Origin of the sequence: Pelagihabitans pacificus, assembly GCF_009371985.2 — a bacterium.
GTDB classification, from domain to species: Bacteria; Bacteroidota; Bacteroidia; order Flavobacteriales; family Flavobacteriaceae; genus Pelagihabitans; species Pelagihabitans pacificus.
In genome coordinates this window covers 841,034-859,902 of the sequence record NZ_VIKU02000001.1, presented here as the reverse complement: position 1 = coordinate 859,902, position 18,869 = coordinate 841,034, and the positions used below count along the sequence as shown (strand labels likewise).

Annotated in this window: 16 protein-coding genes; 8 read left to right on the top strand and 8 right to left on the bottom strand. The window is 45.2% G+C overall.

Going from position 1 to position 18,869, the window contains the following annotated elements; translation table 11 throughout:
* Positions 1 to 67: 67 nt before the first annotated feature.
* The 4 genes from FK220_RS03790 to rpiA form a co-directional block, all read right to left on the bottom strand.
* A complete protein-coding gene (locus tag FK220_RS03790; protein WP_152572940.1) occupies positions 68 to 850 on the bottom strand; it encodes an Fpg/Nei family DNA glycosylase in 783 nt (260 codons plus the stop codon).
* 307 nt (positions 851 to 1,157) lie between these two features.
* A complete protein-coding gene (locus FK220_RS03785) occupies positions 1,158 to 2,318 on the bottom strand; it encodes an iron-containing alcohol dehydrogenase (RefSeq protein ID WP_152572939.1) in 1,161 nt (386 codons plus the stop codon).
* Between the two features lie 108 nt (positions 2,319 to 2,426).
* Complete coding sequence (locus FK220_RS03780) at positions 2,427 to 3,008, bottom strand: Crp/Fnr family transcriptional regulator (protein WP_152572938.1); 582 nt, start codon at positions 3,006 to 3,008, stop codon at positions 2,427 to 2,429.
* A gap of 67 nt (positions 3,009 to 3,075) precedes the next feature.
* On the bottom strand, positions 3,076 to 3,771 hold the full coding sequence (rpiA, locus tag FK220_RS03775; RefSeq protein ID WP_152572937.1) for a ribose-5-phosphate isomerase RpiA: 696 nt from the start codon (positions 3,769 to 3,771) through the stop codon (positions 3,076 to 3,078).
* Between the two features lie 130 nt (positions 3,772 to 3,901).
* On the opposite strand from rpiA, the gene FK220_RS03770 reads away from it, so the two are divergent.
* Positions 3,902 to 4,639, top strand: coding sequence for an HAD family hydrolase (locus FK220_RS03770; protein ID WP_152572936.1), 738 nt, complete (start codon positions 3,902 to 3,904; stop codon positions 4,637 to 4,639).
* Positions 4,640 to 4,775: 136 nt separating this feature from the next.
* Entirely contained in the window at positions 4,776 to 6,155 is a 1,380-nt protein-coding gene (locus FK220_RS03765; protein WP_152572935.1) for a mercuric reductase, read from the top strand.
* A gap of 355 nt (positions 6,156 to 6,510) precedes the next feature.
* Here the strand turns inward: FK220_RS03765 and FK220_RS20170 are convergent, their stop codons facing one another.
* The 3 genes from FK220_RS20170 to FK220_RS03755 all read right to left on the bottom strand — a co-directional run bounded on the left by FK220_RS20170 (position 6,511) and on the right by FK220_RS03755 (position 9,740).
* A complete protein-coding gene (locus FK220_RS20170; protein WP_262887890.1) occupies positions 6,511 to 6,639 on the bottom strand; it encodes a hypothetical protein in 129 nt (42 codons plus the stop codon).
* A gap of 150 nt (positions 6,640 to 6,789) precedes the next feature.
* Positions 6,790 to 8,136, bottom strand: coding sequence for a sugar porter family MFS transporter (locus tag FK220_RS03760; protein ID WP_152572934.1), 1,347 nt, complete (start codon positions 8,134 to 8,136; stop codon positions 6,790 to 6,792).
* A 368-nt stretch (positions 8,137 to 8,504) separates the two neighbouring features.
* Positions 8,505 to 9,740, bottom strand: coding sequence for a 3-deoxy-D-manno-octulosonic acid transferase (locus FK220_RS03755; protein WP_152572933.1), 1,236 nt, complete (start codon positions 9,738 to 9,740; stop codon positions 8,505 to 8,507).
* A gap of 96 nt (positions 9,741 to 9,836) precedes the next feature.
* Between FK220_RS03755 and FK220_RS03750 the strand changes: the two genes are divergently transcribed.
* The 4 genes from FK220_RS03750 (at position 9,837) to FK220_RS03735 (ending at position 14,033) form a co-directional block, all read left to right on the top strand.
* The gene (locus FK220_RS03750) at positions 9,837 to 10,991 is read left to right on the top strand and encodes a DegT/DnrJ/EryC1/StrS family aminotransferase (RefSeq protein WP_152572932.1); all 1,155 of its coding nucleotides are present in this window, start codon (positions 9,837 to 9,839) and stop codon (positions 10,989 to 10,991) included.
* Positions 10,992 to 11,118: 127 nt separating this feature from the next.
* Entirely contained in the window at positions 11,119 to 12,138 is a 1,020-nt protein-coding gene (gene galE, locus FK220_RS03745; protein WP_152572931.1) for a UDP-glucose 4-epimerase GalE, read from the top strand.
* A gap of 80 nt (positions 12,139 to 12,218) precedes the next feature.
* Complete coding sequence (locus tag FK220_RS03740; RefSeq protein WP_152572930.1) at positions 12,219 to 13,493, top strand: metal-dependent hydrolase family protein; 1,275 nt, start codon at positions 12,219 to 12,221, stop codon at positions 13,491 to 13,493.
* A gap of 183 nt (positions 13,494 to 13,676) precedes the next feature.
* Positions 13,677 to 14,033 carry a hypothetical protein gene (locus FK220_RS03735; protein ID WP_152572929.1) on the top strand — a complete coding sequence of 119 codons (357 nt, stop codon included), beginning with the start codon at positions 13,677 to 13,679 and terminating at the stop codon, positions 14,031 to 14,033.
* 17 nt (positions 14,034 to 14,050) lie between these two features.
* Here FK220_RS03735 and FK220_RS03730 read toward each other — a convergent pair whose 3' ends face one another.
* Positions 14,051 to 14,581 (bottom strand): alpha-ketoglutarate decarboxylase, encoded by a 531-nt coding sequence (locus tag FK220_RS03730; protein WP_152572928.1) that lies wholly within the window; start codon positions 14,579 to 14,581, stop codon positions 14,051 to 14,053.
* Positions 14,582 to 14,743: 162 nt separating this feature from the next.
* Here FK220_RS03730 and FK220_RS03725 point away from each other — a divergent pair, with 162 nt between their 5' ends.
* The gene (locus tag FK220_RS03725; RefSeq protein ID WP_152572927.1) at positions 14,744 to 17,539 is read left to right on the top strand and encodes a 2-oxoglutarate dehydrogenase E1 component; all 2,796 of its coding nucleotides are present in this window, start codon (positions 14,744 to 14,746) and stop codon (positions 17,537 to 17,539) included.
* A gap of 19 nt (positions 17,540 to 17,558) precedes the next feature.
* Positions 17,559 to 18,836: a 2-oxoglutarate dehydrogenase complex dihydrolipoyllysine-residue succinyltransferase gene (odhB, locus tag FK220_RS03720; protein WP_152572926.1), complete on the top strand. Its 1,278-nt coding sequence runs from the start codon at positions 17,559 to 17,561 to the stop codon at positions 18,834 to 18,836.
* Positions 18,837 to 18,869: the final 33 nt, after the last annotated feature.

Genomic DNA, 18,869 nt, shown 5'->3' with positions numbered 1-18,869 from the left:
CTCTTTTGCGTGGAACGTCCAAAAATTGGAATTGGATAGGTTTTTCCTATTCAAGGTATTTCCCTCCTTATAACTCCTGCCATTCAGGGGAAAAATAAGTAGATCTCCCACCCACCTTCATCTTTTTTATCTCAGCACCGGTGTGATGGCACGTAGCCCCTTCCTTTCTAAAATGCATTAAAAAATCGTTCGGAAAATCATTGTAGTGCGCATCGTGTTCGATGGCGACCTCAATCACCTTTTTCATCGCATCGAATACCGTTTCGATATGCTTTTCGGACATATCCTCCACCTTTTTCTCGGGGTGTATTTTGGCCTGGTATAGAATCTCATCCGCCATCCAATTACCGACTCCGGCAGCTACGCTTTGGTCCATGATGATTTTTTTGATATGCGTTTTGCGATTGTTTAAAGAGTTCTTGAAGTCCTCCAACGATAATTTCCTGGCATCTATGCTAAGATCATGCTCCTGTCGGTAGTCTTCGATCGAATCGGTCAAATCCCACCAACCAAACTTTCGCTTGTTTTCAAAGGCAAAATGAAAACCATTGTCAAATCGCAACACAATATGGCCAAATTTTGGGCGATCGTCCTCATCTTTATAATAATTCGGCCTCCCGGTCATCCCAAAATGCATTACCAGAATTTTTGATCCACTTGTCTTAAGAAACAAGTATTTACCGATGCGTTCGGTCCCTGTAAGTTGCTCGTTTAACAGGTATTCGGTAAAAGCTTCCTTTGGCTTCTTGAGTAGCTTGGTGTCCCGACAGTCAAAGGATGTGATGGTTTTATGCAATGAGGTACTATCGATGTAGACTTTGTATCCGTGTACTTCCGGTAATTCTGGCATTTCTTGGGTTTGTGGATATAGTTTTTTATCCGCTGTTTGCAAATTTAGAAAATGTATTTCTTTTTTTGACCAAAATGCTGAGGATGCTATTTGGCCACATGGATAAACGTTCTGTTAACCCTAAAAAGAAGTTTCAGTGATATTGGCAGAAATCTTGATACAGACTTTGAACGGTTTTGCCAAAATTGAAATATCACGAAATAGAAACTTTCGTATCGAGCTGTGACCACAAGGTATAGCCACTTCCTGTTTGGTGAAAGTCATACTATTGGGGTACACTACCGACTCCTTTTGTCAATGTGTTTACCTAGTAAGCCATCTCCACAATTTCCGCGGCGACTTCAGGGGTAATGTCCTGATGCTCCCCAAGTGCTGTCAACCCATGTTCGGTAAGACTTTTGGCCACCGTTTGTGAAAATCCGTCATAGGCATCCGTATAGGCGCGCAAGCGGGTCTGTATGCCCAATGACTGATAAAATTCTTCGGTTTTTTCAATAGCTTTTTTGGCTTTTTCCTCCATAGTTCCCGATTGTAGATTGAATACACGTTCCGCATATTGCGCAAGTTTGGCTTTTTTCTGTTCAAACTTCTTTGTGTAGGCACTAGGAAGTATAATCGCCAACGTACGGGCGTGATCTATTCCGTAAAAGGCAGTAAGCTCATGGGCGATCATGTGAACGCTCCAATCGGTAGGCACTCCCTTCTGTATATACCCGTTGAGGGCCATGGTGCAGCACCACATAAAATTGGAAGCGGCCTTATAGTCGTTCGGGTCTTTCATCACTGCTGGCGCAATTTCGAGTAAGGTCTGTAAAATGGACTCCGAGAATCGATCCTGCAGCGGGGCATCGGCAGGGTAGGTCATATACTGCTCCAAAACATGGGTGAAGGCATCGGCCAGACCGTTTGCCAGCTGCCTTTTCGGAATGCTTCGTACAACCGTGGGATCACAGATTGAAAACTCGGGGAACAGACCAGGTCCGCCCATCACCAACTTTTCGTTTGTTTCAGAGCGGCTGACCACGGCACCACTGTTCATCTCGCTCCCGGTGGCGGGTAAGGTCAGTACAGTACCAAAGGGGAGGCCCTTAAAGGTTCGTATCCTTTTGGAGAGAATATCCCAAGGCGTATCTCCTTCGTACAATGCGGCCGAAGCCAAAAATTTTGTCCCATCGATAACGGAACCTCCTCCGACCGCCAGCATATACCCAACGTCCTCTTTATTGATTATTTCCAATGCTTTCAGAAGTGTCGTATATTCAGGATTGGCCTCGATTCCCGAAAACTCGATAAAATCATGATCTTTTAGCGCCGCAACGACCTGATCGTAAATACCATTCTTTTTGATGCTTCCGCCTCCATATAATAATAATATCTTTTTATCGCTTGGCACTTCGGCAGCCAACTTTTTGATTTCTCCCTCCCCAAAAATCATCTTCGTGGGCACGTATAATTCAAAGTTTCTCATCGTGTATATTTTTCTAATTGCACTGAAATTTTATTTACCCTGCCAAAATTGAATATTTGACATGGATAAAAAATTGATGTATGGTAAGAAATCAACGTACGTTATTTTTTACTGCTCGGAGGCGATTCGCTGCTTTCTCAAGCGACTCAGACTTTCCGGTGTAATGCCCAAATAAGAGGCAATCTGATAATTTTTGACCCGCTGTCCCAAATCGGGATAGTTTTTGACAAAGAGGTCATACCGCTTTTCGGCCGTTAGATGTAGACTGGATAGAATTCGCATCTGAAAAGCGACAAAGGCATTTTCCAATTGCTTTCTAAAGAACCGCTCGACTTGTGGAAGTTCTTCGAACAATTGGTGTAAGTCATCCACATGGATTTTTAGCAACTCAGAATCTTCTAGACACTCAACAATCAAAACGGAGGGAATATTTTTATAATAAGAAATATAGTCGCTGACCCACCAATTTTCAATAGCGAACTGAATGGTATGTTCCTTGCCGTCGGCATCAACCATGTAGGTCCTAAGGCAACCGTTCAATACAAAATGCTGATGTTTTACAATAGTTCCTTGATCGATCAACCGATACCCTTTCTTGACTTCGATACCATGGAACAGCCGCAACACCCTCTTGAAATCATTCTCGCCAAGTGCTACGTGTTTATTGATATGTTGATGCAGGGGGTGCATATGATGGCCATCAGAACGCCTTATCGTATAGGTGTAGTCGTAAATGTTTTACCTAAAACTAAGAAAATTAACTCGACTCTTTCGCATTGAAAACGACTATTTTATCCCTCTTGCCCATTATGATAATGTCTGTTGATTCAAGGAAAAGACCGGTTTCCACCACACCGGGAATGTGAAGAAGATTCCGATTTAATTTTTCGAGGTCTCGAATGTCCGAGATATCAATATCCACAATGAAGTTATTTTCATCGGTTTTATAGGTCTCCCCGTTTGTTTGTCTTAACATGGGTTTTAAGTGCATTCCCGTTAGCTTTTTGATGATGTTCGCAGTAGCAAAGGGAATAGCCTCCAAAGGCAGTTTATAAGCACCCAACTTGCTTACTTGCTTACTTGAATCGGCAATAATCACATTGAACCTCGAATTGTCCGCGAGTATTTTTTCCCGCAAAAGTGCGCCACCACCGCCCTTGATCAAACGAAATTCGGTGTCAAATTCATCGGCGCCGTCGATATTGATATCCAAAAAACCCGCCTCCTCCAAAGTAATTATCGGGATGCCTACCTCTTGTGCCAATTGTGCGGTTTTCTTTGAAGAAGGTACTCCGGTAATGGCGAGGCCTTTTTTTACGTTCTCTCCTAGCTCTTTAATCATATAGGCCGAGGTTGATCCGGAACCGAGACCTACGATCATCCCGTTTTTAACCATAGCGGTCGCATGAACGGCCGCCAATTCTTTCTCGTTTTCAACATAGGTCGATTTCATGAAAACACGTTTGTAGGGAAAAACTGTGTTGAATACGAATGTAAGCAGAATTGTAGTCCCTCAATGGTTTTATTACGGGCAAAACTGCATTTTGCAGTAAAATTGGACATATTTTGGTAACATTGTAACAATGATAAAAGCGGTGATTTTTGACCTGGACGGTACCTTGGTCCAGACCGAAGTACTCAAGGCAACCTCATATGCAAAGGCGATTCATTTTCTCACGAACAAAACTGTTGCGGAAGAAGCCGTGATGGATGTCTTCGGGAAATATGTAGGGTTGTCAAGACGAGAGGTGGTAGTGGGACTGTACGAAGAATTTCGAGGGCAACTTCAGGCAGGGCTCGATAATGGGGATTCGGAATACTTGCAGGATAGACTTATCAAAAAAAGGTTGTCCATCTACCATGAAATCTTGGACGATGTCGAACTCTTATCCTCGCATTTTTGTCCATACAACCTGGGACTCTTATTTAAAATGCATGCCGAGGACTTTAGGGTGGTATTGGCCACGATGTCGCATCGCAGGGAAGTCAACAGAATTGTCGAATTAATGGGGATTCGAGATGCGTTGGATTTTATTTTGACCCGTGATGATGTGCGAGAAGGAAAACCGAACCCTGAAATTTATCTTAAAGCCAAGGATGAGCTTGGTATCGATGCGAATGAATGCCTGGTCATCGAGGATTCGGTAAATGGTATAAGGGCCGGACTCTCTGCTAAAATGCATGTTTTGGCAGTGACCAACAATGTGACAAGATCATCGGTTCATTCATCGGGTCTATTGAACGGGAAACACATTGTGGATGAGTTGGAAGAGCTGATCGACACGGTGGAAGACCTTATCGAGAATCAAAAAAAACAGTGAAATTTAGAACAGCTACGCGGCATTTCACTTTACCGATTCCTATCGCAAATAAGGAACAATGGTACATGCAACCAACGGAAAATTCGCAATCATCCCACGAATTTGTACCTTATACCTGCAATAACCATTCATTTCAATGAAGACATACGACCATATCATTCTGGGTACCGGCCAGGCTACCGGAACCCTATTGGGAAGATTGATATCCACTGGAGATTCTATCGCAGTTATCGAAAAGAATAAAGTCGGAGGCAGCTGCGTGAATTACGGATGTACCCCCACCAAAGCCTTGGTGGCAAGTGCGCGTGCCATTCATATGGCTAGAAGGGGCTCGGAATTCGGCTTTAAAAGCTCAGATGTGGAAGTAGATTTTCCGGCCATTCGAAGTAGAATGAACAAAATCCGAAACGATAGTAGTACTGGATTAAGGAATTGGATCGAAAATACGGAGAATGTGGATTTCTATCAGGTCCAGGGCGAATTTGTGAGTGACAAGACACTTCAGGTTGGCAAAGAACAAATTCGTGGAGAGCATATCTATATCAATGTGGGAACGCGTCCCCGAGTCCCAGAAATTGCTGGAATTGATGAGGTATTTTGGATGGATAGCGCCAGACTTTTGGAAAAATTGGAACTGCCAAAACATCTAATAATCATTGGGGGAGGATACATCGGAGTGGAGTTCTCCCAAGTCTATAGAAGATTCGGTTGTGAGGTGACCATAGTACAGAGGGGAGGGCAGTTGATGCCAAGGGAAGATGAAGATGTGGCCGATGGAATCGATAAGATATTGACGGATGAGGGCATTAAAATTCTATACAATGCAGAAGCGGTTTCTGTTTCGGAAGGGGTGGATGGCATTGAACTGGTTGTGGAAAAAGACGGAGACCGGCAAGCAATAGCGGGCTCCGATTTGTTGTTGGCGGTAGGTCGTATTCCCAATAGCGATACAATCGGATTGGAACACACCTCGATAGAGACTGACGAAAGAGGCTACATTCAAGTTGATGACTTTTGTAGCACAGGGGTCGAGGGAGTGTATGCTCTGGGAGACGTGAATGGGGAGGGAGCCTTTACACATACTTCGGTGAACGATGCAGAGATTGTGTTGGACAAGCTATTTGGCGGTACCCGCACGATTTCGCAACGCATACCCATCTACGGCTTGTTCACTGACCCTCCTTTAGGACGGGTGGGAATGAGTGAAAAAGAAGCGTTGAAATCGGGTAAAAAGGTATTGAAATCCACCCATCCGCATAGTAAGATAAGTAGAGCGAAGGAAATGTCCGAAACCAAGGGTTTTACCAAACTTTTAGTGGATGGTGAGACGGATCTGATTCTCGGGGCCTCAATCCTTGGGGTCAACGGGGATGAAATCATCAACATGTTCGCGGCCATTATGCATAGCGGCATTGAGTGTCGCAATTACCGCGAGGTAGTACTGGTACATCCAACAATTTCCGAGCTGATGCCCTGGATATTGGATGGCATCAAGGAAGCCCAGTCTCAAAACTAGTATGGCGGTTACCCTATTTGTAGAAAGGCTTTTTGTTTAACAATCACAAAAAAGACGAACAATCTTTGATGAGCTAGTCCCACTGGTAGTATCAGATAGGTTGTTTTAAACGCTCGAACCATAAATTGCGGATACCATCCTGCTTGACGAAAAACCCGGTGATGGTTCCCTGGGGGTCCCTTTGAAAGGATATACTGCTTAAGAACCAAAAGGTAACGGAAAAAGTGTCTCTTACTCAATTGTGGTCCATAAAAAAGCCCCACTGGCAAAGTGAGGCTTCATGGCATTTGTCAAAATCTAATTAAAAAACAATAAATAGGGGCATAAGATCTTTTGGGGAACTAAAATCGATGGTCTAAAAGAACCCGAAGGCCCAAAGAATAAGGGCAACGACTACTGACAATAAAATGCCGACCAGTACGACTACCATTACACTCAGGAAACCGTTGAGAACTCTTTCACCAAAAGTAATTTCACGTTCCATATTTGTGTTATTTACCTTGTAAATTACGGAATTTTTGGCTTCGAATCCAGATTTTTATCCAATATTTCGACCAAAGACCCCATTTTAAGTATATGTGCTCGATGTGTGACCGATTTTTTCGATAAACTGCTGATGTACAAACGATAGGGGCTATTTCTTTCGACTTAAGATGTCGCTCAGTTCCTCCAGGGATACCCCTTTGGTTTCCGGCATTTTAAAGAGAACCCAAAGTAGTTGCAAGACCATCATTCCTGCAAAGAAGATGAATATAGGCCAAGGGTTCTCTTTGAAGATACCTTTGTCCTCATCGAGAAAAATGGGAGTTATCAATGTGATAATGGCAGCGAATACCCAATGTGTCCCCGTACCCCATGACTGTCCGTAGGCCCTAACCTTATTGGGAAAGATTTCCGAGATAAAGACCCATATGACAGCGCCCTGTCCAACAGCATGCGAGGCTATGAAAATCAATACGAAAGTGAGCAACAACATAGAGCTGGCCGAGGTATAAAAACACCAACCTACCATGGCCAAACTAAGAATATAACCTATTGAACCGATTTTCATCAACTGCTTTCGGCCCAACTTATCGATCAGGCGCACCCCGACGAAGGTGAAAATCAAGTTCACGATTCCTATGGAAATAGAACTAAACAGCGACTCCTGGGCGGCAAGCCCCGCCCTTTCCAAAATTTCCGGGGCGTAATAGAGTACAAAATTAATACCCGAAAGTTGATTAAAGAAGGCCAATAAAAAGGCCAGCATGAGCGGCACCGAATATTTGCCAGAAAACAATCTTTCCTTTTCGACCGTTTCGGGATTATGCTCTTCGATTTCCTTCAATTTCTCCTGAGCCTCTTGCTCCGTAAAAAGGAATCGTAGCGTTTTTAACGCACCTGCTTCATCTTGCTTGGTGATGGCCAACCATCGTGGGCTATTGGGGATACTGATGACCATGATTGTATAGATAATAGCCGGGATGGCCTCTATGCCCAACATAAAGCGCCAATCGTTTTCGCCGCCTACACCCTTGAGCAAATAGTTCGATATGAAGGCTATTAAAATACCAAGTACCAGGTTGAATTGATAGAGTGCTCCCAGTTTGCCTCTGTTTTCGGGTGATGAGATTTCCGAAATATAGATAGGGGCCGCAACGGAGGAGGCACCTACGCCCAAACCTCCAATGAATCTGAAGAACGAAAACATATACGGGTCGGTTGCCAAGCCGGAGCCCAGGGCGGAGATAGCGTAGAGTACACCGATCCAAAAGAGTGTTTTCTTTCTTCCAAAACGATCGCAGGGGATTCCTCCAAGAAGTGAACCGATGACCGTTCCCCAAAGGGCCATCGACATGATAAAGGTACCGTGAAACCAAGGAGAAGTGTCCCAAAGTTCCTTGATGGGAAGGTTGGCCCCACTGATCACTACGGTATCGAAACCAAATAAAAATCCGGATAGGGCAGCGGTAAGGGAAATTCGAAAAAGTTTGGAATTCATCAGCTAGGTTTGTTGGTTTTCGTAAATCTAGCTAAAAATAACGAACCGTATTTCATCGGCATCATTTTGAAGTTGCATTTTTAATTTCAGAAGTCGAATAGGGAAAATTCGAGAGCAACCAAACTAGGCTCTTTTTGGTTTTAAGGTATCCGAAGCTTTTGGTTTTCTTTTTTTGATCGATGGTCGGCGGAGCGAATCTTTTTCGCGCTTCATCCTTTGCAACTCGACATCGTCTCTTTTCCGAAAGGGCTCCTCTTCAGGTGCTGCTTGTTGACCCCCTTTACCAAAAGGGTTGCAAGCACCTATGAAGAAAACCAAAAAAACCAATAAAATCCGGGAAAAACGCATGGTCACATTGAATCATTACATCAGAGTAATGTACGTAGACGGTCCATGATTTGGATGCTTGCCCCCTTATTTTCCGAGATGTAATACGCATTGATTAGGCCTGTTTTTCTCCGGAACTCAGGATCGTCGAGCATTTTTTTCATGACTTCACCAAAGCCCCATTTGTCGGTTATTGATATAATGCCTTTTTTCGAGACCAGTTCCTCTGCTTCGCGAAAACCGCTGTATTGCGGACCTATGATCACCGGAATCCCAAAAACTGCCGGTTCCATGGTATTGTGCAGACCCGTCGCAAACGCCCCGCCGACGTAGGCAATATCGGCATAGTGGTAAATCTTCGTCAATACCCCGATATGGTCTACAATCAATACCTCATAGTCGCCTAGGGAATCGAGATCCATCTTGGAATATAGAACCGTTTTTTTGGTTAGGGATCCGGCAAGACCCAATATTTTATCTTTCTTTATGGTGTGAGGGGCAAGCACATACTTGAGTCGCTTGGGGGCGTGGTTGATGTAGTCGATGAGAATCGATTCATCTTCGGGCCAGGTGCTTCCGGCTACGAAGCACAGCTTGTCTTTCTTAAAGATATCCATAAAATCGAGGGTATTATCCCTTTCCAAAATTTCGGAGACCCTGTCTAACCGGGTGTCCCCACTCACGGTGACCTGAGCAATGCCTATCGATTTCAAAAGTGCTTCCGAAGTATCGTTCTGCACAAAAATGTGGGAAAACGATCTTAAGGAATTTCGCATAAACCCACCATAGCCCTTGAAATAGATTTGTTTTTTTTTGAAGAGCGCCGATATCAAAACTGTCGGTATCTTTTTATCCTTCAATGCCTTTAAATAATTGGGCCAAATCTCGTATTTGACGAAGATGGCCAATTCGGGCCTGACAATCTGTAGGAACGATGCAACATTTTCTCGGGTATCCATTGGAAGGTAGGTAACTATATCGGCAACTTGGGTATTCTTTTTCACTTCATAGCCCGAAGGGGAAAAAAAGGTGATCAGAAATTTGTGGGAGGGGTAGGCAACTTTCAGTTTTTCCACGATCGGAAGACCTTGTTCAAATTCACCCAGCGATGCCGCGTGCATCCAGAAGACTCGGTCTGTTTCTAGAATACGTTCCCTAAGAACTGCCAAAGCCTGCTTTCTGCCTTGTACAAAAAGTTTCATTTTTCCACTGAAGGGTGCCATAATTTTCAGGAAGAACCATGAAATGTGAACGATTAGATTGTAGAATGTGAACACGGTAGGCGATTTTACGGCTAAATTACATTTCTTTCCAGAGAGTTCATTGATACCGGTTTCGTATTTTTGTACGAAATCTTTTAAAAGCGATGTCCCATGAAGAAAATTCAAATGGTCGATCTAGGGGGTCAATACCAGGCAATCAAGGAGCAGGTAAATGCCGCTATCGAATCTATTATGGAAACTTCGGCCTTTATCAATGGTCCTGAGGTACATGCCTTTCAAAGAGATTTGGAAGATTATCTAGGGGTTAGGCATGTAATTCCATGTGCCAATGGTACCGATGCCCTGCAGATCGCCATGATGGGCTTGGGACTTCAACCAGGGGACGAGGTCATTACGGCCGATTTTACTTTTGCCGCGACAGTAGAGGTCATAGCGTTGCTGCGGTTGACCCCGGTTTTGGTCGACGTGGACCCGGATACCTTCAATATTGACATCAATGCTTTGGAAAAGGCGATAACTCCAAAGACCAAGGCGATTGTTCCTGTACATTTGTTCGGACAATGTGCCGATATGGATGCAATCTTGGCACTGGCTAGAAAGCATGATTTGTATGTCGTCGAAGACAATGCACAAGCAATAGGTGCAGACCATACCTCCAAGGACGGTACCAAACGGAAAGCGGGAACCATGGGACACGTTGGTGCTACCTCTTTTTTTCCCTCCAAGAATCTTGGTGCTTACGGTGATGGAGGTGCTATTTTCACCAATGACGATGCCTTGGCGCATACGCTCAGGGGAATCGTGAACCACGGAATGTACGAACGGTACCATCACGATGTAGTGGGGGTAAATTCGAGGTTGGATTCGATCCAAGCGGCCGTTTTAAGGGCGAAACTCCCGAAATTGGATGACTACTGCGACCGAAGAAGGGATGCCGCCAGAAAGTACTCAAAAGCCTTTGTTGGGCAACCGAATATCCTGGTTCCCAAAACAGTCAATGGTTGCGAGGGCATTTGTGATACCTGTGACTGTCACGTCTTTCACCAATACACTTTAAAAATCACCAACGGAAAACGCGATAGCTTGGTAAAGCACCTAGGTGAAAAGGGTATCCCGTGTGGCGTATATTATCCGATTCCGTTGCATCGACAAAAGGCCTATGCGGATGAGCGGTATCGGGAGGAGGATTTTCCGGTAACCAACCAATTGGTAGAGGAGGTTATCTCCTTACCCATGCATACCGAGCTAGACGACGTGCAGATTGCCTATATTACCGAAGCCGTCATCGATTATGTCAGCGGATAATCCGGGGATAGCACTAGCTTTATCGAAGGAATTTTGTAGTATGGCGAAATGGGATTCTTGCAGGTTTCCCCCATACCCACTAAAATGAAGTTCCAACTGCTCGAACAAATAATTTAAAAATCAGTACATGAAAATTCTTGTAACCGGGGGTCTTGGGTTTATAGGTTCTCATACGGTTGTCGAACTCCAAAATGAGGGATTTGACGTGGTCGTGATAGACAATTGCTCCAATGCCGATGAAAAAGTATTGGATGGGATAAAAGCCATTACCGGGAAGACCCCGATTTTCGAACAACTGGACTTGAAGGAGAAGGCCCGTGTCCAGGATTTCTTCAAAAGACATCCTGATGTTGAAGGGGTCATCCATTTTGCCGCTTCCAAGGCGGTGGGTGAAAGTGTTGAAAAGCCGTTGTTGTATTACGAGAACAACTTGGGTACCCTGGTGTATGTCTTGAAGGAACTTATCAAGAAAAACAGGGCGAACTTCATATTCAGTTCTTCCTGCACGGTATACGGCCAGGCCGATAGTATGCCGATTACGGAAAGCGCTCCCGTAAAACCGGCAGAATCACCTTATGGGAATACAAAGCAAGTTGGTGAAGAAATAATTATAGATACCTGCAAGGTAACTCCTAATCTACAGTCCATCGCCCTGCGTTATTTTAATCCCATGGGAGCCCACCCCAGTACCGAAATAGGGGAATTGCCCATTGGCGTGCCGCAAAACCTTGTACCTTTTATCACACAGACGGGCATGGGTATTCGGAAAGAACTCTCCGTTTTCGGGAATGATTATCCCACCGGCGATGGTACTTGTGTAAGGGATTATATTCATGTGGTCGATTTGGCCAAGGCACATGTCGTGGCGCTACAGCGGTTGTTGAACCACGACAACGAAAGCAACTACGAAGTATTCAATATAGGTACGGGAAAAGGCAGTTCGGTGTTAGAGGTGATTCAAAGTTTTGAGCGTGTATCCGGTAAAAAGCTCAATTACAGAATAGTGGGCCGTAGACCTGGTGATGTCGTGGAGGCCTATGCCGATACAACGAAGGCCAATGAGGTCTTAGGCTGGAAGGCCCAGTCTACTCTGGACGAAGCCATGAGATCGGCTTGGGCGTGGGAACAAAAGATTCGAAGCCAATAAGTACTCTTATTTATTCTAGGCAATAGAGTAAAGGGAAATATGCGTATATTTCCCTTTGTTAATTTGAAGACCGACCAAAAATGAAAAACCTCTTTCTTTATCTGGCACTTTTGTTCATAGTGCCTATTTGTGCACAGGACATCTACCTTTACTGTGGAACGGTCATAGACACCGATACTGGTGACATGCATCCTGCAAAGACGATTATAGTTTCAGGCAACAAAATAAAAAGTATTCGAGACGGCTATGTGACTGGGGCGGGCGACCATCAAATCATCGACCTTAAGGATAAAGTGGTACTGCCAGGGCTCATCGATATGCATGTGCACATCGAATCCGAGTTTAGTCCACAAACGTATATCAAACGGTTTACGAACAACGACGTCGACGTAGCCTTTGAGTCCACTGTATATGCTAAGCGCACCCTCATGGCCGGTTTTACTGCAGTGCGCGACTTGGGAGGTTCGGGCGTTAATATCGCCTTGCGGAACGCCATCAACAAAGGCCTCATAGAGGGCCCCCGTATCTTCACCTGCGGAAAGGCATTGGCGACCACGGGAGGACATGCCGACCCTACCAACGGGATGAAACGGGAGCTCATGGGAGATCCCGGACCTAAGGAAGGGGTGGTAAATTCGAAGGAAGACGGCAAAAAAGCGGTACGCCAACGGTATAAAAATGGGGCCGATGTGATTAAGATTACGGCGACCGGAGGGGTGCTCAGCGTGGCCAAAAGCGGCCAAAACCCTCAATTTACGCTGGAGGAAATACAGGCGATTACCAGTACCGCTAAAGACTATAGTTTTTCGGTCGCTGCCCATGCCCATGGAGACGAAGGAATGAAACTGGCCGTTTTGGGCGGGGTGAATACCATTGAACACGGTACCTTGATGAGTGAGGAAACGATGGAGTTGATGAAGGAAAAAGGATGTTATCTGATACCAACTATCAGTGCCGGAAAACAAGTGGCGGAGAAGGCGAAGCAGTCCGGATTTTTCCCAGAGGTAGTGGCAAAAAAGGCGTTGGAAATAGGTCCTAAACACCAGGCGACGATGGCAAAAGCCTACAAAAAGGGTGTGCCTATGGGCTTTGGAACCGATGCAGGCGTCTTTCCCCATGGCATGAACGCCATAGAATTTGGTTATCTGCTCGAAGCCGGGATTCCGGTTAGGGAATCGTTGAAAGCTGCCACTGTCACGAATGCGGCACTTTTAGACATGTCCGATAGTCTGGGACAGTTAAAAGAAGGTTTTCTGGCGGATATTATCGCGGTAGAAGAAGATCCCACCAAAGATGTAAAATCCTTGGAAAAGGTGGTTTTTGTGATGAAAGATGGCCTTATCTACAAACAGTAGTTGCTACCTGTTCGGCTACCATGGGGAATGCATGTACCTGCAACATGTGTGATAGACTAGTAATACCTTTTCGTATACGGCAGCTGCAAAGAGGCGCCCGAACGAAAATCATAATTCCGTTTTTAACACTGCTTTTGCCGTCTACTTAACAACCAAAATGGAATAAGGGCACGTACATCCTATATGCATATAGATTTCCCAAACAGTATCGAACTGCTTACACATGCCTCGGAAAACAAACGCTACCAAAGGCTGATAGCACAATTGGAGAAAGACTTTGTATTGGCCAATGTTTCCATAGACCTTGGTCTCGGCATGCGCCCTGAAGACTTGAAAGCTACCCTCCAAGAAAAGATTTATCAATTGATCATGGAACGGTTCAACGAATATCTCAATCTACTTTATGTAATCGATGTGCCCGAGCGTTTCTTTAAGGAGATTCAGGTGACCGATGTAGTAGAGGTCGCGGATCAGGTATCGTTCTTGATTCTGAAAAGAGAGCTGCAGAAGGTCTATTTGAAGGAGAAGTTCAGTGCGTGAGCGTACAAAAAGTATTCCTAGAAATAGACCCTGACAAAAGGCATCCACGCATTGGCATAGATGCTTTGGTTGTCGTCAAACAAGATATCATATCGAATACCGATGGTAGCAAATTGATTGGTATAGCCAATGCCAAGGAATAGCGCTGGAGACCAATAATTGTCCTCAATAGTGCCCACGAAGGTCTCTAAATCGCGGTTCACCCTCAATTGCTCCATTTCTACCGATAGTTGTAAAAAGGGAATAGGGTTATAAAGTGTCAACACACTGCCCCCATAGGCCAAAAACTTGCTGTCATTGAATTTGGCATAGTTGAAGCTCAGGCTTATGCCCGTGGCAAATTCATCGGTTACCTGATAGATGGCGCTTGGGGCGATAGAACCATTAAAACCACCGTTCGTAAACCCAAGACCGATTCCTCCCCCAAAACGAACCCTGTCCCAAAATTGGCCTTTGGAGGTTGGGTTTTGGGCCATAGTGCTTAAAGTGGCCAAAGTCAAAAGAAAGCCAAAAAACAGTTTTTTACGTATGGTTATGTGAGGAATCATTTTAGTATCTTTATCGATTCAATAATGCCCTCTAAGATACCTTTATAAATGGGAATTGTTGTATTTTTGATAAAATTTTGTGGTTGAAAAGCTGTTATAAAAATCTGCCCTTGGCAGTACATCAAGAGTATTTGACCGATATCGAACTAGAGCCATTTTTGCATGGATAAGTATTCCTTTTTAAATGCCGCGCATTCCTCTTTTTTTGCGGAGACATACGATAAATATTTAAAGAATCCGGATAGTGTGGAGCCCAGTTGGCGGGCTTTTTTCCAAGGATTCGATTTCGGCACCGAAAGTGCCCTGGAAGAGTTGGAGATTCATGGTGAAAGTGCGGCACTGTCGTTGGCGAACGGCCAGCAAGTTGAAATTCCACAATCACTTCAAAAAGAATTTCAGGTCATTCGATTGATCGATGGTTATCGCAGTAGGGGCCATTTGTTCACCAAGACCAATCCGGTAAGGGAGAGACGAAAGTATTCCCCAACACTCGATATTGAAAATTTTGGCCTTTCCGAAACCGATTTGGATACGACTTTCAGTGCTGGTGAGATTATCGGGATAGGAAGTGGCACCCTGAGAGAAATCATAAAGCATTTACAACGAATTTACTGTGACGCGATAGGCGTCGAGTACATGTATATTCGAAAACCGGAGCGGGTACAATGGATACAGGACTGGTTGAACGTCAACGACAACCACCCAAGTTTTGATGCCGACCGAAAAAAACACATCCTTCGAAAATTGAATCAAGCTGTCTCGTTCGAATCCTTTTTGCACACGAAATATGTGGGCCAGAAGAGATTCTCCCTAGAGGGGAACGAATCCTTGATTCCCGCCTTGGACGCTATTGTGGAACGTGCCGCTGAATTGGGTGTCAAACAATTTGTCATGGGTATGGCCCACAGGGGCCGGTTGAATGTACTGACCAATATTTTTGGGAAGTCTGCCAAAGATATCTTTAGCGAGTTCGATGGGAAAGACTATGAGCAGGAAATTTTCGACGGAGATGTAAAATACCATTTGGGATGGACCAGTGATCGCAAGTCGGACAATGGAAACAAAATAAAAATGAACATTGCCCCCAATCCGTCACATCTTGAAACCGTAGGCGCGGTTGTCGAAGGTATTACAAGGGCGAAGCAAGACGCCCATTTTCCGGATGATTTTTCGAAAGCACTCCCCATTGTTGTTCACGGTGATGCCGCCATCGCAGGTCAGGGAATCGCCTACGAGGTAGTACAGATGGCTAGCTTGGACGGTTACAAGACCAACGGAACGATTCATATCGTCGTCAACAACCAAATCGGATTTACCACGAACTATTTGGATGGTAGATCTTCTACCTATTGTACAGATGTGGGGAAGGTAACCTTGAGCCCTGTATTGCACGTCAATGCCGACGATCCGGAAGCAGTGGTACATGCATCTCTTTTTGCGCTCGAGTATCGGATGCGTTTTAAGCTCGATGTGTTCATCGATTTGTTGGGATATCGAAAGTATGGCCACAATGAGGGCGATGAACCGAGGTTTACACAGCCCAAATTATATAAGGCAATCGCCAAGCATAAAAACCCCAGGGATATCTACGCCGAAAGACTGATGTCGGAAGGGGTTATTGATGGGAACCATGTACGTAGACTCGAAGAAGAGTATAAGGCTTCTTTAGAGGAGGAATTGGAGGATTCCCGTAAAGAGGACAAGACAATTATCACCCCTTTTATGGCCGATGAATGGAAAGGCTTCGAACATGTTCGGGAATGGGAGATGATGGAAACGGTCGATACCACCTATGATAAAAAGAAACTGACCAACATTGCCAAGGTGATTACCGAATTGCCCTCGGACAAAAAGTTTCTGCGCAAGGTGGAAAAGTTAGTAAAAGATCGTCAAAAAATGTACTTCGAGACCGATAGGCTCGATTGGGCCATGGGAGAGTTATTGGCCTATGGGACCTTGTTAGAGGAAGGGTACGGGGTGCGCATGTCGGGTCAGGATGTAGAGCGGGGGACCTTCTCGCACCGCCATGCAGTGATGAAGGTCGAGGAAAGTGAGGAAGAAATACTGCTGCTCAATCATATCTCTAAAAAACAAGGGAGGTTTCAAATCTATAATTCCCTTTTATCGGAGTACGGAGTGGTAGGCTTCGATTATGGATACGCCATGGCGAGCCCGAACACCCTCACCATTTGGGAGGCGCAGTTTGGGGACTTCAGCAATGGGGCCCAAATTATGATCGACCAGTATATCTCTGCGGCAGAGGACAAGTGGAAACTTCAAAACGGACTCGTGATGTTATTGCCCCACGGCTATGAGGGGCAAGGGGCCGAGCATTCCTCGGCTCGAATGGAACGGTATTTACAGCTCTGCGCCCGCGATAATATGTATATCGCCGATGTGACCACTCCTGCGCAGATGTTCCATATTCTACGAAGACAAATGAAGGCGAATTTCAGAAAGCCTTTAATTATCTTTACCCCGAAGAGTCTTTTGCGTCATCCGAAAGCCATTTCCTCTATAGATGAATTGGCATCGGGAAGTTTTCAGGAAGTAATCGATGACAGTAGTGCGGAGGTTAAAAAAGTGAAGAGCCTGGTATTCTGTACCGGAAAGTTCTATTACGATTTAATGGCTGCAAAGGAAGAACATGACAGAGACGATGTGGCATTGGTAAGGGTAGAGCAATTATTTCCGCTACCAACCGACCAAATGCTCGAGCTTATGAAAAAATATAAAAATGCGGATGATTTGGTTTGGGCCCAGGAAGAACCTAGGAATATGGGCGCTTGGAGCCATCTGCTGATGCACTTTGAGGAAGCGCATCGATTTAGGGTGGCCTCGAGAAGGTTCTACGCGTCACCGGCGGCAGGTAGTGCGGTGCGTTCCAAGATGCGTCACCAGCAGGTCATCGATTATGTTTTCGATAAGTCCAAGGACAACTCAAATAGAAACAAATAACAAAGCAAACGATAATAGAATGATTCTAGAAATGAAAGTCCCATCACCGGGAGAATCGATTACCGAGGTGGAAATTGCAGAGTGGTTGGTACAAGATGGGGATTACGTCGAAAAGGACCAAGCCATTGCAGAGGTCGATTCCGATAAGGCTACTTTGGAACTGCCTGCCGAGGAAAGCGGAACCATAACCTTGAAGGCGGAAGTCGGTGATGCCGTAGCTGTGGGCGCCGTGGTATGTTTAATCGACACAAGTGCCGAAAAACCTAGTGGAGCCAGTGCCGGGGCCGAAAGCACCATGGGTGGGGGCGATGAAGGTTCGGGAAGTAGCGCGGAAAAGGACTTGAAGCAACAACAGGAAGCTACCCCAAGTAAAACGGATAGCGAAAAAGCTCCACAGCCTGCCCAAGCAAAGGAAACCTATGCGTCGGGTGTAGCGTCACCAGCGGCCAAGAAGATATTGGATGAAAAAGGAATCGATGCAGCAACTATAAAAGGTACCGGACGGGATGGCCGAATTACCAAGGACGATGCCGTGAAGGCCGTTCCGTCCATGGGAACCCCAACAGGAGGCTCCAGGGGGGAGACCCGCTCCAAATTGTCAATGCTGCGTAGAAAGGTGGCAGAGCGTTTGGTTTCCGCCAAAAACGAAACGGCTATGTTGACGACCTTTAACGAGGTCGATATGTCGCCTATTTTTGAGCTTCGAAAACAATACAAAGAGGCTTTCAAGGAAAAGCATGGGGTGAGTTTGGGATTCATGAGTTTCTTCACAAAGGCGGTAGTCCGTGCCCTCGAAATGTATCCGGCAGTCAATTCGATGATCGATGGGAAGGAGATGATCAGTTACGATTTCTGCGATATCAGTATTGCGGTTTCAGGCCCCAAGGGACTTATGGTACCTGTTATCCGAAATGCCGAGAACCTGACTTTTAGGGGCGTCGAATCCGAAGTGAAACGGTTGGCCATTAGGGCCCGGGAAGGCGAGATTACAATCGATGAAATGACCGGGGGTACGTTTACGATCACCAATGGGGGTGTATTTGGATCTATGTTGAGTACGCCGATTATCAATCCGCCACAAAGTGCGATTTTAGGAATGCACAATATTGTGGAGCGGCCCATTGTCAGGGATGGCGCCATTGCTATTGCGCCCATTATGTACGTAGCGTTATCCTATGACCATCGAATTATCGACGGAAAGGAATCGGTCGGATTTTTGGTAGCGGTAAAGGAAGCCTTGGAAAATCCGGAAGAATTATTGATGGATAATGATGTTCAGAAGGCTTTGGAGATGTAGCACAGTTTTAAAAGGTAAAAAAAACCTGATGGC

Coding starts and splice junctions, on each gene's coding strand:
- FK220_RS03790 (WP_152572940.1), bottom strand. CDS start 850: ATGCCAGAATTACCGGAAGTACACGGATACAAAGTCTACATCGATAGT.
- FK220_RS03785 (WP_152572939.1), bottom strand. CDS start 2,318: ATGAGAAACTTTGAATTATACGTGCCCACGAAGATGATTTTTGGGGAG.
- FK220_RS03780 (WP_152572938.1), bottom strand. CDS start 3,008: ATGCACCCCCTGCATCAACATATCAATAAACACGTAGCACTTGGCGAG.
- rpiA (WP_152572937.1), bottom strand. CDS start 3,771: ATGAAATCGACCTATGTTGAAAACGAGAAAGAATTGGCGGCCGTTCAT.
- FK220_RS03770 (WP_152572936.1), top strand. CDS start 3,902: ATGATAAAAGCGGTGATTTTTGACCTGGACGGTACCTTGGTCCAGACC.
- FK220_RS03765 (WP_152572935.1), top strand. CDS start 4,776: ATGAAGACATACGACCATATCATTCTGGGTACCGGCCAGGCTACCGGA.
- FK220_RS20170 (WP_262887890.1), bottom strand. CDS start 6,639: ATGGAACGTGAAATTACTTTTGGTGAAAGAGTTCTCAACGGTTTCCTG.
- FK220_RS03760 (WP_152572934.1), bottom strand. CDS start 8,136: ATGAATTCCAAACTTTTTCGAATTTCCCTTACCGCTGCCCTATCCGGA.
- FK220_RS03750 (WP_152572932.1), top strand. CDS start 9,837: ATGAAGAAAATTCAAATGGTCGATCTAGGGGGTCAATACCAGGCAATC.
- galE (WP_152572931.1), top strand. CDS start 11,119: ATGAAAATTCTTGTAACCGGGGGTCTTGGGTTTATAGGTTCTCATACG.
- FK220_RS03740 (WP_152572930.1), top strand. CDS start 12,219: ATGAAAAACCTCTTTCTTTATCTGGCACTTTTGTTCATAGTGCCTATT.
- FK220_RS03735 (WP_152572929.1), top strand. CDS start 13,677: ATGCATATAGATTTCCCAAACAGTATCGAACTGCTTACACATGCCTCG.
- FK220_RS03730 (WP_152572928.1), bottom strand. CDS start 14,581: ATGATTCCTCACATAACCATACGTAAAAAACTGTTTTTTGGCTTTCTT.
- FK220_RS03725 (WP_152572927.1), top strand. CDS start 14,744: ATGGATAAGTATTCCTTTTTAAATGCCGCGCATTCCTCTTTTTTTGCG.
- odhB (WP_152572926.1), top strand. CDS start 17,559: ATGATTCTAGAAATGAAAGTCCCATCACCGGGAGAATCGATTACCGAG.